This window comes from Streptomyces sp. NPDC043738 (assembly GCF_056436545.1).
In genome coordinates this window covers 156073-171705 of sequence record NZ_JBWKCJ010000018.1, presented here as the reverse complement: position 1 = coordinate 171705, position 15633 = coordinate 156073, and the positions used below count along the sequence as shown (strand labels likewise).

The 15633-nt window shown below is 71.4% G+C and carries 16 protein-coding genes; 9 read left to right on the top strand and 7 right to left on the bottom strand.

The features are described from left to right. Positions 1–626: cytochrome c oxidase subunit I (locus AC0680_RS23675; protein WP_478632028.1), on the bottom strand; the 626-nt coding region annotated here is incomplete at its 3' end. Between the two features lie 127 nt (positions 627–753). On the opposite strand from AC0680_RS23675, the gene AC0680_RS23670 reads away from it, so the two are divergent. From AC0680_RS23670 to AC0680_RS23650, 5 genes are all read left to right on the top strand, one after another. After that, the gene (locus tag AC0680_RS23670) at positions 754–1293 is read left to right on the top strand and encodes an RNA polymerase sigma factor (RefSeq protein WP_478632026.1); all 540 of its coding nucleotides are present in this window, start codon (positions 754–756) and stop codon (positions 1291–1293) included. Next, entirely contained in the window at positions 1286–2338 is a 1053-nt protein-coding gene (locus tag AC0680_RS23665; RefSeq protein WP_478632024.1) for a CU044_5270 family protein, read from the top strand. The genes AC0680_RS23670 and AC0680_RS23665 overlap by 8 nt, the downstream gene beginning before the upstream one ends. 654 nt (positions 2339–2992) lie before the next feature. Beyond that, a complete protein-coding gene (gene proP, locus AC0680_RS23660) occupies positions 2993–4408 on the top strand; it encodes a glycine betaine/L-proline transporter ProP (protein WP_478632045.1) in 1416 nt (471 codons plus the stop codon). A 140-nt stretch (positions 4409–4548) separates the two neighbouring features. After that, a complete protein-coding gene (locus AC0680_RS23655) occupies positions 4549–5676 on the top strand; it encodes a DUF2330 domain-containing protein (protein ID WP_478632043.1) in 1128 nt (375 codons plus the stop codon). A gap of 136 nt (positions 5677–5812) precedes the next feature. Further along, the gene (locus tag AC0680_RS23650; protein ID WP_478632022.1) at positions 5813–6133 is read left to right on the top strand and encodes an antibiotic biosynthesis monooxygenase family protein; all 321 of its coding nucleotides are present in this window, start codon (positions 5813–5815) and stop codon (positions 6131–6133) included. Positions 6134–6184: 51 nt separating this feature from the next. Here AC0680_RS23650 and AC0680_RS23645 read toward each other — a convergent pair whose 3' ends face one another. The 3 genes from AC0680_RS23645 to AC0680_RS23635 all read right to left on the bottom strand — a co-directional run bounded on the left by AC0680_RS23645 (position 6185) and on the right by AC0680_RS23635 (position 7776). Continuing rightward, positions 6185–6397 (bottom strand): DUF4287 domain-containing protein, encoded by a 213-nt coding sequence (locus tag AC0680_RS23645; protein WP_478632019.1) that lies wholly within the window; start codon positions 6395–6397, stop codon positions 6185–6187. 81 nt (positions 6398–6478) lie between these two features. After that, positions 6479–7051, bottom strand: coding sequence for a dihydrofolate reductase family protein (locus AC0680_RS23640; RefSeq protein WP_478632017.1), 573 nt, complete (start codon positions 7049–7051; stop codon positions 6479–6481). Positions 7052–7215: 164 nt separating this feature from the next. Beyond that, complete coding sequence (locus AC0680_RS23635) at positions 7216–7776, bottom strand: dihydrofolate reductase family protein (protein WP_478632014.1); 561 nt, start codon at positions 7774–7776, stop codon at positions 7216–7218. A 159-nt stretch (positions 7777–7935) separates the two neighbouring features. On the opposite strand from AC0680_RS23635, the gene AC0680_RS23630 reads away from it, so the two are divergent. Both AC0680_RS23630 and AC0680_RS23625 read left to right on the top strand, forming a co-directional pair. Continuing rightward, positions 7936–8580 (top strand): TetR/AcrR family transcriptional regulator, encoded by a 645-nt coding sequence (locus AC0680_RS23630; RefSeq protein WP_478632012.1) that lies wholly within the window; start codon positions 7936–7938, stop codon positions 8578–8580. 185 nt (positions 8581–8765) lie between these two features. Next, positions 8766–9299 (top strand): GNAT family N-acetyltransferase, encoded by a 534-nt coding sequence (locus tag AC0680_RS23625; RefSeq protein ID WP_478632009.1) that lies wholly within the window; start codon positions 8766–8768, stop codon positions 9297–9299. A 58-nt stretch (positions 9300–9357) separates the two neighbouring features. On the opposite strand, the gene AC0680_RS23620 is transcribed toward AC0680_RS23625, so the two are convergent. Next, the gene (locus tag AC0680_RS23620) at positions 9358–11445 is read right to left on the bottom strand and encodes a DHA2 family efflux MFS transporter permease subunit (protein WP_478632006.1); all 2088 of its coding nucleotides are present in this window, start codon (positions 11443–11445) and stop codon (positions 9358–9360) included. A 380-nt stretch (positions 11446–11825) separates the two neighbouring features. Between AC0680_RS23620 and AC0680_RS23615 the strand changes: the two genes are divergently transcribed. After that, complete coding sequence (locus tag AC0680_RS23615; protein ID WP_478632004.1) at positions 11826–12860, top strand: peptidoglycan-binding domain-containing protein; 1035 nt, start codon at positions 11826–11828, stop codon at positions 12858–12860. Between the two features lie 284 nt (positions 12861–13144). Next, complete coding sequence (locus AC0680_RS23610; protein ID WP_478632001.1) at positions 13145–13825, top strand: HAD-IA family hydrolase; 681 nt, start codon at positions 13145–13147, stop codon at positions 13823–13825. A gap of 226 nt (positions 13826–14051) precedes the next feature. Here the strand turns inward: AC0680_RS23610 and AC0680_RS23605 are convergent, their stop codons facing one another. Both AC0680_RS23605 and AC0680_RS23600 read right to left on the bottom strand, forming a co-directional pair. After that, positions 14052–14633 (bottom strand): TMEM165/GDT1 family protein, encoded by a 582-nt coding sequence (locus tag AC0680_RS23605; protein ID WP_478631998.1) that lies wholly within the window; start codon positions 14631–14633, stop codon positions 14052–14054. Between the two features lie 189 nt (positions 14634–14822). Continuing rightward, positions 14823–15581 carry an ABC transporter permease gene (locus AC0680_RS23600; protein WP_478631996.1) on the bottom strand — a complete coding sequence of 253 codons (759 nt, stop codon included), beginning with the start codon at positions 15579–15581 and terminating at the stop codon, positions 14823–14825. Positions 15582–15633: the final 52 nt, after the last annotated feature.

Below are 15633 nucleotides of genomic sequence, written 5' to 3'. Positions count from 1 at the left end.
GCCGCCGCCAGCACCGGGAAGGCCAGCAGGACCAGCACACCGGTCAGCAGCACGTTCCAGGTGAAGATCGGCATCCGGAACATCGTCATGCCGGGTGCCCGCATGCAGATGATCGTCGTGATGAAGTTGACCGAACCGAGGATCGTGCCGAAGCCGGAGAAGGCCAGACCCATGATCCACATATCGGCACCGATCCCGGGGGAATACACCGCGTCGGAGAGCGGCGCATAGGCGAACCAGCCGAAGTCCGCGGCCCCTTGCGGAGTCAGGAAGCCGCCGACCGCGATCAACGAGCCGAAGAGATAGAGCCAGTACGCGAGCATGTTCAGCCGGGGAAAGGCCACATCGGGCGCGCCGATCTGCAGCGGCATGATCCAGTTCGCGAAGCCGGCGAACAGCGGGGTGGCGAACATCAGCAGCATGATCGTGCCATGCATGGTGAACGCCTGGTTGAACTGCTCGTTCGACAGGATCTGATGGCCGGGCCGGGCCAGCTCGGCACGCATCACCAGGGCCAGCAGCCCGCCGACGCAGAAGAACGCGAAGGCGGTGACCAGATAGAGCGTGCCGATCGTCTTGTGGTCGGTGGTCGTCAACCACTTCACGGGGAGCTTGGGGGACTTCATGCCCCGTAGGTGTCCGGAGCCGACGCGAACCTCACCGCCTACGGGCGCGCGGGGCCGTTTCGACGGGGTGTGAAGTCTCACCCGGGGCGGGTGTGAAGATCGGGGGCATGCCGGACACCAAGGGTTCATGAGTACGGACGACGCCTTCGCCGAGGCCTACCGCGCGTACTACTGGGCGGTCAGCCGCTTTGTGGCGCGGCGGCTGGACGGGCAGGCCCACGACGTCGAGGAAGTGGTGGCGGAGGTCTTCTCCATAGCCTGGAGACGCCGCTCCGAGCTGCCGGACGCCCCGCTGCCCTGGCTGTACGGGGTGGCCCGCAACTGCCTGGCAAATACGGTGCGGGGCCTGAGCCGCTACCGGCGGCTGCTGCACCGGCTCGGCAACCACGAGGCGGCACACCAGCGGCAGACCGTGGACAGTCCGGACGCGGAGCGGCCCGGCTCCTGGGTGCACGAGGCACTGGCCCGCCTCTCCCCCGGCGACCAGGAGGTGCTCCGGCTGACGACCTGGGAGGAACTGACCATCGAGGAGCTGGCGGTGACCCTCGGCTGCGGCCAGGGCGCGGCGGCCATGCGGCTGCACCGGGCGCGCCGCCGCCTGCGTGCCGAGATCGACCGTACGCGGACGACCGTGTCCGCACGAGCAGGAGGCGACGGCAATGAGTGACGAACTGGGCCTGCTGCGCGCGGCCAATCCGGTACCGGCCGGCGAAGGCCCCTGGCGGGACCGACCGCTGCACGCCCGCGCCGAACGCGACCTGAACCGTCTGCTGCACACCAGGCGCACCAGGCGGGCCGGGCGCCGCCTGGTCCTGCGGGCCGAGGCCGCGGCGCTCGCCCTCTTCGCCATCCTGGCCTTCACCTTCTCCGACGTCGGCAGCAGCCCCGCGGCCGCCGCGCCCGCGGCGCTCGTGCCGCACTCCAGCGCCCCGCCCGTCTCGCTGGACGCACTCGCCCGCAGGGCCGAGGCCAACGCCCGGACGGCCGGCGCCGCGGACGGCCCGCGCCGCGGCAGCCATCTGCAGACCTGGTATATGAGCATGGAGGCCGGCCCGGATGCCGCGCCTCCCGTTACCGTTCCCGAGGAGCGCATCACCCGCTGGAACGCCGACGGCAGCGGCTCGGAACTGGTCGTGGCCACCGACCCGCGGCACCCCGGCCGCCCGGTGATCCACGACGACGACGGCCACTGGCGGACCGTCAGCGACGGCAAGGTCCTGCACCGCAGGACCTATCCGGCGGGCTCGGCCGCGCGGCACAGCGGGCCGGCCGCCCGTACGAGGCCGCCGACGGACCCCGTGGCGCTGCGCGCACATCTGGCGTCGCTCTACGGCGGAGCCGGGGGCCCCTCCCGCGCGAGCGGAGTCGAGCGTGGGGGAGGCGCCGGCACCACGCCCCAACTACTGCTGGCGCTCGACTCGTTCCGCCAGGAGTGGACACCGGGGCCCCGGGAGACCGCCGCCATCGTCCGGATGCTGGCCGACGCGGGCGGGCTGCGTCCGGCGGGCGCGGTCACCGACCGGCTCGGCCGGCGCGGACAGGCGTATGTCTACGACGGTCCCGACGGCGCCTCGAACGCGACCCGCCAGATGGTGATCCTCGACCCTCGCAACGGCGGGCTGCTGGGCCTGGAGGTCACCTTCACCAAGGACCTCCCCGACTTCCAGATCACCTCGGGGGAGGTCATGTCGTACGTCGCCTGGATGCCGTGACGGGGCCACAGCGGGGATGTCGCGGCCTGCCGCGGACGCGGCGCCGAACGGCGTGGCACCGCAACACCGGTGCCGCCCGAGTGGCGCGACAGGCCGGCATGGCTGATCCTTGAGGGAACGCGACGATCCACTCCGGCGCGGCGGTACCTCGTATCGCCGCGCCGTTTCGCACGGTCCGGGCTCTTCCCTTTGCAGCCGCACCGCGCCCTGCGCGGTCGCCTCGCCCTCTGTGCGGTCGCATCGCCTCTGTGCGGTCGCATCGCCTCTCTGCAGCCACCTCGCCCTCGCGTGAGGCAGGTCACCACGCGGCAATGGTTGCAGCCGATCGCCGCGAGATGGATCACAGACCCACGTCCCGCGAATTGCTCATCGAAAGGGAGTTTCCCCTGCAAGGAGCGGGTATACGGGCGACTGTGCGGTCATCCGCACACTGTCCGTAATGAACATGTCTGCCCCTATGGTCGAACTTTGCCCGTCGCTCCATGGCGGGCTCCGTCCCGCTGTTCCACGGCGGGCGATGTCATGTAGTCGTCCAAGAGAGCGCAGGCGAGCGAACACGTGCCGACGCAGTCCCCCGTCGCACCCGGCCCCCGCAACCCCGTCGGCAGTCATGCCGGCGCCGCATCCGATCCGCAGCCGGAGAGGAGAGCGGATCTGCACAAGCAGGTCCCGGGCGAGGTGACCGTCGTCGATCCCGCGATGGTCAAGCGTGCGGTCTCGGCGGCGGCGCTCGGCAACGCGATGGAGTGGTTCGACTTCGGCGTCTACAGCTATATCGCGGTCACTCTGGGACATGTCTTCTTCCCGTCCGGGAGTCCGACCGCGCAGCTGCTGTCGACGTTCGGCGCCTTCGCGGCGGCGTTCCTGGTGCGTCCCATCGGCGGCATGGTCTTCGGGCCGCTCGGCGACCGGATCGGCCGGCAGAAGGTCCTCGCCATCACCATGATCATGATGGCGGTGGGCACCTTCGCCATCGGCCTGATCCCGTCGTACGCCTCCATCGGGGTGGGCGCGCCCATCCTGCTCCTCGTCGCCCGCCTGGTACAGGGCTTCTCCACCGGCGGTGAGTACGGGGGCGCCTCCACCTTCATCGCCGAGTACGCGCCCGACAAGAAGCGCGGATTCCTCGGCAGCTGGCTGGAGTTCGGCACGCTCGCCGGATACGTCGGCGGTGCCGGCCTGGTCACCCTGATGACCGCGCTGCTGTCCACCGAGGACCTGCACTCCTGGGGCTGGCGCATCCCGTTCCTGATCGCCGGACCGATGGGCATCATCGGCCTCTATCTGCGGATGCGGCTCGAAGAGACCCCGGCCTTCGCCCAGTTGGAGAAGGAGGCGCGGACGAAGGAGAAGGCGCGCCGCGACGCCGAGAAGCGGATCGGCATCCGCGAGATGATCTTCGGTCAGTGGCGGGCGATGCTGCTGTGCGTCGGACTGGTCCTGGTCTTCAACGTCACCGACTACATGCTGCTGTCGTACATGCCGAGCTATCTGACCTCGGAGCTGAAGTACGACGAGACGCACGGGCTGCTGGTCGTGCTCGCGGTGATGGTGCTGATGATGGGCGTCCAGCCGTTCGCGGGCCGGCTCTCCGACCGCTTCGGCCGCCGGCCGGTCATCGCCGCGGGCTGCCTGGGCTTCCTGGTGCTGTCCGTGCCGGCCCTGCTGCTGATCCGCCAGGGGTCGCTGCTCGCCATCGCGCTGGGCATGGGGGCGCTCGGACTGCTGCTGGTCGCCTTCACCTCGACGATGCCGGCCACCCTTCCCGCGCTGTTCCCGACCAGGGTGCGCTACGGCTCGCTGTCGATCGGCTTCAACGTCTCCGTGTCGCTCTTCGGCGGTACGACGCCGCTGGTGGTCACCGCCCTGATCGGCGCGACCGGCAACAAGATGATGCCCGCCTACTACATGATGGCGGCGGCCGTGATCGGCGGCATCGCCGTGCTGCTGATGTCGGAGAGCGCCCGCAAGCCGCTGCCCGGCTCCCCGCCGGCCGTGGAGACCGAGGCCGAGGCCCGGGCCGTGCGTGCGGCGAACGGCCGGCCGGCCACGGCGGGCTCGGCGGCCTGATCCCCGAACGGGCGGACCGCCGCCCCCGGAAAGGGGAACCAGTCCTACCGTCCTCGCCGTCTGTGTCGCTGCCGCCGATCGAGTGATCGGCGTGCGGCGAACGGGGGACGACGATGGGCGTGGTGACGGGCGCAGCCGCCATGGCGCGGACCGGTAGGCGGCGGGTGTTGCTGGTGGTGCTGGTGCTGCTGGCCGTACAGCTGGTGTCGCTGGCCAGGCCCGCGTACGCCTGCGGGTGCGGTGCCATGGTGCACGATCCCAAGACCACCATGGCCGTGGACCGCGAGACCTCGGCGGTGCGCTGGGACGGCAGGACCGAGCAGATCGTGATGAGCCTGACGGTGAACGGCAGCGCGCCGGACGCCGCGTGGATCATGCCGGTACCGCACCGGGCCACGGTCAAGCTGGGCGACCCGGAGCTGTTCGACCAGCTCTCCGCGCTGACCGAGCCGGCCGTCCGGCAGCGCCACTACTTCTGGCCGCGCGGCGGCGACTGGCCGTTCCAGACCGTGGACGGCGCCGCCGCTCCGCCACCGGGTGCGCGCGGCCCGGGAGTCGGGGTGGTCGGCCGCGAGCGCCTGGGCCCCTTCGACGTCGCCCGGCTGACCGCCACCGACCCCGGCGCGCTGCGCAACTGGCTGAATTCCCAGGGCTTCCGTCTCCCCGCGTCCCTGGCGACCGAACTCCGCCCGTATGTGACACAGCGCTGGGAGTACGTGGCGATCCGCCTGGCCCCCGCAGAACGGCACCGCCCGTTGACCGGCACCCTCGATCCGCTGCACCTGTCCTTCGCCAGCGACCGTCTCGTCTACCCCATGCGGCTCTCCCGACTCGCCAAGACACCGCAGTCGCTGGGCCTGTACGTCCTCGCACCACACCGGATGGAGCCGCGCAGCACGATCGGCGGGGCGCGGCCCGAGGTCTTCTACGCGGGCCGGATCGAGCCCGAGGGTGCGGTGCGCGACCTCGGCGACAGCGGTGGCACCTTCCTGACCGCCATCGACCAGAGCTTCCCGCGACCGCAACGCATCACCGGTGACCACGAACTCCGCCGCGCGGACCACGACACCCCGTTCCAACGGGTCAGATACACCGAAGCGCTGCTGAGGGTGGGCGGTGTCCCGGCCTGGATCCTGACGGTCCTCGGCGTGCTGTTGCTGCTGGTGGCAGCGGTGGGCTCGGCACTGGCGATCGCACTCCGCGCACGTCGGCGCGCAGCCACGTCGACGGCTTCGAGGGGGATCTTTTCCTCGTCCACGTACGGGTGACGGCCGGCGGAGGAGCCGGCCAGGCGGGGCGCCGGGAGTCGTCCTCACGGCGCTTTGACCGTCCGATGTAGGAAACTGCAGGCACATGATCGAGATGAGGGCGCCGGTCCGGCGTCCACGTGGTGAGAGGTGTCCTGTGCCCAGCGTGGTAAAGATCAACGTTCTGACCGTCCCCGCCGAGCAGCGTGAGGTCCTGGAGAAGCGCTTCGCGTCGCGCGCGCACGCGGTCGAGAGCTCGGACGGCTTCGAGTGGTTCGAGCTCCTCCGCCCGGTCGAAGGCACCGACGACTACCTGGTGTACACGCGGTGGCGTGACGAGGAGTCGTTCCAGGCCTGGATGGAGGGACCCATGAAGGCCGCGCACCAGGGCGGCAGCGACCGGCCCAAGCCTGCCGCCAGCGGTTCCACCGTGTGGTCGTTCGAGGTCGTGCAGCAGGCGGCGCCCAAGCCCGCCTAGCCTGCTCCGACCGCGCCCCGGCCTGCCCAGGTCGGGGCGCAACTCTGCGTGCTATCCACCAGTGCCCTCGGCGAGGGTGTGGGCGACCAGGGCGTTGGCGTGGCCGTGGCCCAGGCCGTGTTCGGTCTTCAGCCAGCTGACGAGCTCCATGTGCCTGGTCAGGGGTGAGGAGCGGATGAGGTCCTTCCATTCCGTGATCGGGCGGCCGTACTTCTTCTCGATGGAGGGGAAGTAGCTGGCCGGGCCTTTCGCTGCAGTGGTCATGTCGGGGTTCTGTCCTTCTGTCGGTGTGTTGTCGGGGGCATACTTCGGGGACGCGGCGGTGGGGCGGGGGCGGGAGCCTTGTCAGCCGAGGACGTCGAAGACGTTCTTCTGCAGGCCGTTGGCGTAGACCTCGTGCTCGACCAGCTTCAGCTTCTGGGCGTCCTTGTCCGTGGCGCTGAACAGGCGCTTGCCCGCGCCGAGCAGGAGCGGGAAGACCAGGAGGTGGTAGCGGTCGATCAGGCCGGCGTCCGAAAGGGCCTGGTTCAGGGTGGCGCTGCCGTGGACGATGATCGGGCCGCCCTCGGTCTCCTTCAATGCGGCGACCTCGTCGAGCGAGCGCAGGATCGTGGTCTCGCCCCAGTTGGACACCAGGTCGTCCTCGGTGAGCGTGGTGGAGACGACGTACTTCGGCATGAGCTTGTAGTCGGCGAAGTCCGCCATGTCCGGCCACACCGGGCTGAACGCCTCGTAGCTGGTGCGGCCCAGCAACATCGCCGTGGCTTCCTTCTGCTCCCGGCCCTTGATGTCGAACGCTTCGGGGAGGAACTCGACGTCCTTGAAGGTCCATCCGGAGTTCCGGTATCCGGGCTCGCCGCCCGGTGCCTCCACGACGCCGTCGAGCGAGATGAAGGCGGTGCTGATCAGAGTACGCATCTTGAGGTTCCTCGGTATCTCGTGCCAGAGGGCCAGAAGGTTCAGTCGGTGCACGCTTCGATCACGCTCGCTGCTGCAGTGCACCCACCGTGATCTCGGACTGCCGATCACGGAGAAACTCATCGGTCGTCGCCCGCCCTTCGGGGCGGGCTTGGACCAGACGGCTAGTCGGTCCGTTGGTGACGGAGGAGAACGACCTGGGAGTCGAAGGTCCTGGTCTCGGTCAGGGTCAGGTCGAAGCGCTGCTGCCCGGTGGTGAAGACGGGCTTGCCGCCGCCGAGCACGACGGGGTGGACGAAGATCTGGTATTCGTCGATCAGCCGGTGTTCGGTGAGGAAGCCGGCCAGCGTGGAGCCGCCGAACAGCAGCAGATGGGCGCCGCCGTCCTTGAGGGCGGTGAGCTCCTCGATGACGTCGGTGTTGATGACGCGGGTGTTCCAGTCGGCCTCGGTCAGCGTCGAGGAGACGACCACCTTCGGCGCCTTGCGCCAGACGGGCGCGAACGCGAGGTCGTGCTCGTGGGTGGAGAACTCCTCGGCGCGGGGCCAGTAGCCGGACATCATGTCCCACACCGCGCGGCCGTACAGGAAGACGTCGGCGCTGCCGGTGAGGGCGTGCGAGTAGGCGGACAGTTCGGCGTCCATACGGGGCCAGTCGAACTCGCCGTTCGGGCCTTCGATGAAACCGTCCAGCGACTGGTGCACAAAATGCGTGATCTTGCCCATGAGAAGCGGAACCCCCTGATGAAAGAGCGTCCGGGCGGTCGACGGCCACCCCTTGTGTACGATGTCCACATTCGAAGGGTGCGGCGATCCGCGCCTCCGAGCGATCACACAGAAGCCTAGACGACCTAAGTGGATGCTGTCCACATTGGAGGGGCGGCCATGACAGCAGCCGAGAACGACAAGCCGAAGCGGGACACCTACCGCCACGGCGACCTCCGCAACGCACTGATCGAAGCCGGCCTGGAACTCGCCGGCCAGGGCGGGCCGGAAGCCGTCGTGCTACGCGCCACCACCCGGCAGGCCGGAGTCGCCCCCAACGCCGCCTACCGGCACTTCACCGACCGCAACGCACTGCTCCACGCCGTCTCCCAGGCAGCCATGGCCCACCTCGCCCGCACCATGGAGGCCGAGCAGGCCGCCCTGCCTCCGACCACGGACGCGGCAGCCGGCGCCCGTGCCCGCTTCCGCGCCGTCGGCACCGGCTACCTGCGCTTCGCCCAGGAAGAACCCGGCCTGTTCCGCACGGCCTTCCACGTCCCCGGCGACATGACCCACGCCGCCGCCGACACCTCCGCAGGCGCCACCGGCAAGACCCCCTTCGAGCTGCTCGGCGCCGCCCTCGACGGCCTGGTGGAGGCTGGTCTCCTGCCCGAAGACCGCCGCCCCGGTGCCGAGTTCCTCGCCTGGTCGGCCGTTCACGGCCTCGCCGCCCTCGTCATCGACGGCCCCCTCCGCGGCCTCCACGCCACCCAGGTCCATGACGCCGGCCAGCACGTCATCGACATGATCGAACGCGGTATCTGACGCACCACCAAGCGCGCATACACCCTCAGCGCCCTCGGCCCTTGAGGCACCCCCAGCTTTCCTACCCTCGCGACGGAGCGCCCGATGAGGGCCGCGCACCAGGTGGCGGCTCTGAGGGCGCCGAGCGGCCCGGCGCCCCGCAATTCCGTTGCGTGCCGGGCCGTACCGACCGCGAGAATGGCGCCATGAGTGACGCCACCGCCCTCCGTCTCCCCTTGGCCGTCGCCGCCGAGCCGAGCGACTCGCCGGCTGCCACGGCGCTGCTGCGCGAGTACTACACGGAGGTGGCGGACCGCTACTTCGAGCTGCACGAGGGCCGCCGCTCGACGCCGGAGGAGATCGCCGAGGGGCTGGCGGAGTACCCCAGCGCCGATCTGATGCCGCCCCACGGCGTACTGCTGGTGGCCCGCCGCGGCGAGGCGGTGGTGGGCTGCGCCGGAGTGCGGCTGCTGGACGCGCGCACCGCCGAGCTCAAGCAGATGTACGTACGGCCCGCGCTACGCGGCCTGGGCGGCGCGGGCGGGCTGCTCGGGGCCGCCGAGACGGCCGCGGCACGGCTGGGCGCCGAGCGGATCCGGCTGGACACCCGGCTGGATCTGGTCGAGGCCATCGCGCTCTACCGGCGGCACGGCTTCACCGAGATCCCGCCGTACCACGACGACGTCTACGCGGAGATCTTCTTCGAGAAGCGGCTGGGCGGGGAGCCGTCGGCGGAGTAGGGCCCGTCGCGCGAAGGGCGCCCCAGCCGTCGACTGCCGGCCGGCCCGCCGGGCCGGATCATTTCGCGAGGTCCGGCGGCCGTGGTGGCCGCGGCGTTTGGGGCGGCGTACGCGGCACCGGCTCGCGGGCGTCGCCGTCGCGCGGCTCCTCCGCGTCCGAGCCGCACAGCTCCGCCGTCAGCTCCTGGACGAGTTCGGTGAGGTCGGTCGGCCGGTCCTTGGTCCACCAGTCGCCGAGCATCTGGGCGAGCGACTGCTGACGGGCCGCCGAGAGCCGGTCGGCGACGTCCCGCCCGCTGTCGGTGAGCAGCAGCAACAGCCCTTCGCGCGCGGCGAGTCCGCGCTCCTCGACCTGGCGGACGCTCTCGGTGATCACCCCGAGCGGGACGGTACTGCGCTCGGCCAGCAGCCCCGGTTCCACCGATCCGTAGCGGAGGATGCGCAGGAGCAGCCAGCTGGCGGCCGGTTTGAGGTCCAGGCCGGCGCGTGCGGTGATCTTCTCGTAGATGTCCTTGCGGCCCTCCATGCTGCCGAGTTTGGACAGTGCGCGGGCGCACTCGTCGCGGGAGGACCGCTCGACGGGGTTGGAGGAGAGCACCTCGCTGGTGTCGGGGGCGGTCACGCTGCTGCGCAGCGGCTCCTCCCGGAGGAACCAGGCCAGGGCGAACGCCACCAGGACGACCGGGACCGCGTAGAGGAAGACGTCGGTGATCGAGACGGAGTAGGCGTCGAGGACGCCGGCCGCCTGGCCGGCCGGCAACCGGGCGACGGTCCGGGGGTCCTCGGCGATGGTCGACGGGTCTATGCCGGGCGGCAGTTGCTGCCCGGCGAGGGCGTCGGCGATCCGCGGCCCCAGGTTGTTGGCGAAGATCGTGCCGAATATGGAGACTCCGAACGAGGCGCCGATGGAGCGGAAGAACGTGGCGCCGGAGGTGGCGACGCCCAGGTCCTGGTAGGGGACGGCGTTCTGCACGATGAGCACCAGCACCTGCATGACCAGGCCGAGCCCGAAGCCGAAGACGAAGAAGCAGGCGCTCATCTCGGCGTCGCTGCTGGCCGGGTCGAGCCGGTGCAGTAGCAGCAGGCCGACCGCCACGACGCCGGTGCCGGCGATCGGGAAGACCTTGTAGTGGCCGGTGCGGCTGACGATCTGCCCGGAGCCGGTGGAGGCCAGCAGCATGCCGAACACCATCGGCAGCATGTGCACACCGGACATGGTCGGTGAAACACCGTGTACGACCTGCAGGAACGTCGGCAGGTACGTCATCGATCCGAACATCGCGAAGCCGATGACGAAGCCGATGACGGCGGTGAGCGTGAACGTGCGGAGCCGGAACAGCCGCAGCGGAATCACGGGTTCGGCAGCCCTGCGCTCGATGAGGACGAACGCCCCCAGCAGGACGGCCCCGAGGACGCCGAAGCCGATGATCTGCCAGGAGCGCCAGGGGTAGGTGACGCCGCCGAGCGAGGTCATCAGGACGAAGCAGGCGGCGACCGCGGCGATCACGGCGGTGCCCAGGTAGTCGATCCGGTGCGGGGTGCGGTGGCGCGGGATGTGCAGCACGGCGGCGATGACGGCGAGCGCGACGATGCCGACGGGGACGTTGATGTAGAACACCCAGCGCCAGCTGAGGTGGTCCACGAACAGCCCGCCGAGCAACGGCCCGAGGACGCTGGTACCGCCGAAGACCGCTCCGAACAGGCCCTGGTACTTGCCGCGTTCGCGGGGCGGCACGATGTCCCCGACGATCGCCATCGACAGCACGATCAGACCGCCGCCGCCCAGCCCCTGGACGGCTCGGAAGGCGATCAGCTCGCCCATGTTCTGGGCGATACCGCAGAGCACCGAGCCGATCAGGAAGATCACGATGGCGGTCTGGAACAGCTTCTTGCGGCCGTACTGGTCACCGAGCTTGCCCCACAGGGGCGTCGCGGCCGTCGAGGCCAACAGGTAGGCGGTGACCACCCAGGAGAGGTGGTTCAGGCCACCGAGGTCGCTGACGATCGTGGGCAGCGCGGTGGCGACGATGGTCTGGTCGAGCGCCGCGATGAGCATGCCGAGCAACAGCGCGCCGATCGCGACGAGGATCGTTCGCTGGGACCGGCTCTCGCCGGGGACGGCAGGAGCGCTGGTGTCCTGCGCCATGGGGCGTCTCCTCCTGTTCCGGGGTGTCCAGTGCGGCACCGGGAAGTACGGGGCGCGGTGCCGGGCGGCCGTGGTCGGCGCCGCGGGCCGACCACGGCCGTTGCGGACCACCGCGACCGCGCCTGTCCGGGCCACGGCGACCGCGCCCGTCGCGGGCCGCCGTCGGGCTTATTCCATCCTGGGTGGTTCCGCCGGATATGGCCCGCCGAGCGGTGATCGCCCTCCGCGATCGCGCGGTGCCGTGTGCGGCCGTGGACACCCGGGGCCTGGGTGGTGAACACCTGGGGCATGCCGGACGGATGTCCGCGAGCGCCTGCGCGGGCGGGTGCGGCGTCTGGATAATCGCTGCCGGTTCGAGGCCTCCAGGGAGGGGACCACCCGTGACGGCATTACCGACGTGCCCGCACTGCTTCGCCCCGGTCCGCAGCGACGGCCGGCCGACCTGTCTGTGCGCGGCGGTCGATGCGGAGGACTTTGATCCGCTGCGCGTACGGCCGTACGTGTCACTGCCCGACGAAGACGGGGACGGGGCCGAGGGCGACGGCGGGGGCGACGGGGGCGACGAGTACCGGGCCGGCGCCCCTTGGGGCGGCCGGGGTGACCACCTGGACGGCTTACCCGGCGAGGACGCGGCCGTACACACGGCCAAGGGCCCCCTCAGGCCTCCCGCCGCCCGTGATCCGGCGTCCGCGGCCGGCCTCTTCTCCGAGCCCCTGATACCCCGGGCGGGCCACCGCCCCGGCCCGACGTCCCGGACGGTCGGCTCGGCCCCAGAGGAGCCGGCGGCCCGCGTCTCCGGGCGCCCCGCCCCTGCCTCGTCCCGCCGCAGGCGCGCCCTGCCGGCCGTACTCGTGGCCGCCGGCGCGGCAGTGGCCGCCACCGCCGTCCTGATCGGCTCCGACGCGCTGTCCGGCGGCACCCAGGACCGGGCGGCACCCCCCGACGGCGGCCCGGCCTCCGCCACCGCCGCCCTCCCCACCGGCAACGAAGCCACCCGTGCGCCAAGCGACACCCCCTCCTCGCCCTCCGCACCCGCCTCCCCCTCGACGAGTGCGACCGGCGCCGGCGGCCCGGAGACCACCGCGCAGCGCCACCGGACCGCGACACCGCCGCCACCCGCCCCCACCCGGGCCTCCGGCAGCGTCACGGAGTCCCCCGACGGCCAAGCCCCCAGCACGGCGCCCACCGGGCCGATCGTGCTGCGCGAGGGGTCCAGCGGCCCGGAAGTTACGGAGCTCCAAGGGCGGCTGCGGCAGCTGGCCCTCTACTCGGGGGCGGAGGACGGCCGGTACGACGCGGAGGTACGCGAGGCCGTGTCGCGCTTTCAGCGGACCTACCAGGTGACGGGTGATCCGGACGGCGTCTACGGCCCGCGGACCCGCGCGTCCCTGGAGTCGCGCACCGGGGAACCGTAGACCGGGCGGAGCCCCGCGAACCCGCCCCGGCACCGGCAGCCACCTCGGACCAGCACCGGGAACCGAGCCGGGCCGACCGGGCTCCGACCGGCCCTGACCAGCCCTGACCGGTCTTCGACCAGGGACGGTTGTCGGCACCTGGAAACGTTTTGTATCGTAGGAGAACAAAGTGGCTCCGCCCGCACTCCCTGACCAGCGGGTGGAGCCACTTGTCCTTCTTGTCTGCCCTTCTCGTCCGTACGGCCCGTACCGTCCGTTCGCCCGTAGCGCACAGGAGCCCGCCGATGACGGCACCCACCACGCTCACCGCCCGCGCCCTCCTGCTGGACATGGACAGCACGATCGTGAACTCCGAGGCCGTCGTCGAGCGCTGCTGGCGCCGGTGGGCGGCCGAGCAGGGGCTGGACGCGGACGAGGTCCTCAAGGTCGTCCACGGCAGGCAGGGCTGGGCCACGATGGCGGCACTGCTGCCGGACCGCCCCATGGAGCTCAACCTCGCGGACAACCGCCGGATGCTGGCCCAGGAGACGTCCGACACGGACGGCGTGGTGCCGGTCCCCGGCGCCCCCGCCTTCATGGCCGCCCTGGCCGGGCTCCCGCACGCCCTGGTCACCTCCGCCGACATACCCCTCTCCGACGCCCGGATGGGCGCGGCCGGGCTGCCCATGCCCGCCGTGCGGATCACGGCGGAGAGCGTGAGCGCCAGCAAGCCCGACCCGGAGGGATTCCTCAAGGGCGCCGCGGAGCTGGGCTTCGCCCCCGAGGACTGCCTGGTCTTCGAGGACTCCGAGGCCGGTATCGAGGCCGGCCGGGCGGCCGGCATGCGGGTGATCGGCATCGGCGAGCGCGCGGCCGCGTTCGCCCCCACGGTGCAGGTGCCCGACCTCACACAGGTCCGGGTCGAGGCGAGGCCGGACGGCGTGATCGCGGTACACATCGGGGGCACCGGGAGCATCGGGGGCTGAGCGCCGGGACCTCGTCTTTCCTCGTCGCTCCTCGCCTTTCCTCGCCTTTCCTCGTCCTTCCAGGCCTCTCCAGGCCCCTCCAGACCTCTCCTCTCCACCCGCCCACCCCCCGAAGGGGGGTGGGCGGCGGGGGAAAATGTCCCCGTCCCCAGGGAGACACCTCTCCCCAGAGAAGGAGACCCCTCCCCGGAGAAGAGGCCCCTCCCCAGGGAGGCGCCCCCTCACCTCACCCGGCGATCGCCTCGTACAGGCTGAACCCCGCCAGCAGCGCCATCACGGCCGCCGCGATCTTGGTGATGAGCTTGAGCGGGACGTGCTTCATGAGGGTGCGGCCGCCCAGGATGCCCAGTCCGGCCACCGCCCACAGGGCGAGTACGGCGCCGACGCCGACCGAGACGGGGTCGTCGTAACGGGCCGCGAGGTTGGCGGTCATGATCTGGGTCAGATCGCCGAACTCGGCGACCAGGATCATGGTGAAGCCCGCCCCGGCGACCTTCCAGAAGCTCTGGTCGGCGGGCTTCTTCACCTCCTCCTCGCCGTCGTCCTTCTTGAACAGCAGCACGGCGGCGCCCGCCAGGAAGAGCACTCCGACCACGCCCTGGACCACACGGTGCGGGAGCAGCGTCAGCACGCTGCCCGCGGCGATCGCGAGTGCGACATGGACGAGGAAGGCGGCCGCGACCCCGACGAAGACGTACGAGGCGCGGTAGCGGGTGCCGAGCATCAGGCCGGCCAGTGCGGTCTTGTCGGGCAGCTCGGCGAGGAAGATCACGCCGAAGACGACGGCGGCGATGGTGAAACTGAACACGGGGTGGGATACCTCGATCGGTCGGGCCGCGCCAGAGGGCCCGGGAGAGGGGTCGCTTCGGCACGGCAGCGTCGAACACTGCGGCCGAAGGTCTCGCTGGCGCCGTACGCATGCGTACCGCGCTCCGGGCGCCGGCCCACCTCGTCGTCGGGCGACGGGCGAGCAGTATGTCGACGGTCCGGCAGAGAGCTACTCCCCTTCTGCTGCCGACAAGGGTACGCGGTGCAGGCGTCCGCGCGCGACCAGCTCCAGCACCACCGCGCACGCCGCCGCCTGCACCGCCAGCAGGGCGATCAGCACGAACAGCTGTACCGCTCCTGCCTGGACGGGGGAGGCGCCACCCAGCAGCATGCCGACGAAGGCCCCCGGGAGCGTGACCAATCCCACGGTCCGGGTCTGGTCGAGCCCCGGCAGCAGCGCGTCCGACGCGGCCGGCCGGGCGACCTCCATCCGCGCGTCCCGGTCCAGCAGCCCGAGGGCGAGCCCGGCCTCGAACTCCCCGCGCCGCGTCTCCAGCTCGTCCAGCGCCCGCCGCCCGCCCAGGACGGTGGCGGTCAGCGCACCGCCGATGAGGATGCCGGTGACGGGGATGAGAGTGAGGCCGCGCGGCGGTACCAGGCCGGTCGCCAGCAGCAGACCGACCACCGGTGCGACCCCGGTGGCGATCGGCGCGGCGGCCCACCACCAGGTGCGGTTCCGGGTGATCCGGCGGCCGGCGGTCCGTACCGCTACCGCGAACATCAGCGCCAGGAAGCACAGCAGCCACGGGAGGGCCCGCACCACGACACCGATGAGAGCGGAGACCCCGGCGAGTTGGGCGGCCGCGCGCAGCCCGGCGGCGGCGATGGCCCGGGCGTGGCCGAGGTGCGCCAGCGCGGCGACGGCCACCGCGGCGACCAGCAGGACGGCGAGTACCACCCCGAGCGTGACGTTGACCGGCATCAGCACGCGCTCACTGTAGGACGGCGGGGGGATCGCATCGCCCGGGAGCAGGCCAACC

Excerpts from the sequence above, each read along its gene's own strand:
- AC0680_RS23640 (WP_478632017.1), bottom strand. The coding sequence starts at position 7,051 with ATGCGTACTCTGATCAGCACCGCCTTCATCTCGCTCGACGGCGTCGTG.
- AC0680_RS23655 (WP_478632043.1), top strand. The coding sequence starts at position 4,549 with ATGGCGCGGACCGGTAGGCGGCGGGTGTTGCTGGTGGTGCTGGTGCTG.
- AC0680_RS23610 (WP_478632001.1), top strand. The coding sequence starts at position 13,145 with ATGACGGCACCCACCACGCTCACCGCCCGCGCCCTCCTGCTGGACATG.
- AC0680_RS23645 (WP_478632019.1), bottom strand. The coding sequence starts at position 6,397 with ATGACCACTGCAGCGAAAGGCCCGGCCAGCTACTTCCCCTCCATCGAG.
- AC0680_RS23665 (WP_478632024.1), top strand. The coding sequence starts at position 1,286 with ATGAGTGACGAACTGGGCCTGCTGCGCGCGGCCAATCCGGTACCGGCC.
- AC0680_RS23630 (WP_478632012.1), top strand. The coding sequence starts at position 7,936 with ATGACAGCAGCCGAGAACGACAAGCCGAAGCGGGACACCTACCGCCAC.
- AC0680_RS23670 (WP_478632026.1), top strand. The coding sequence starts at position 754 with ATGAGTACGGACGACGCCTTCGCCGAGGCCTACCGCGCGTACTACTGG.
- AC0680_RS23635 (WP_478632014.1), bottom strand. The coding sequence starts at position 7,776 with ATGGGCAAGATCACGCATTTTGTGCACCAGTCGCTGGACGGTTTCATC.
- AC0680_RS23620 (WP_478632006.1), bottom strand. The coding sequence starts at position 11,445 with ATGGCGCAGGACACCAGCGCTCCTGCCGTCCCCGGCGAGAGCCGGTCC.
- AC0680_RS23625 (WP_478632009.1), top strand. The coding sequence starts at position 8,766 with ATGAGTGACGCCACCGCCCTCCGTCTCCCCTTGGCCGTCGCCGCCGAG.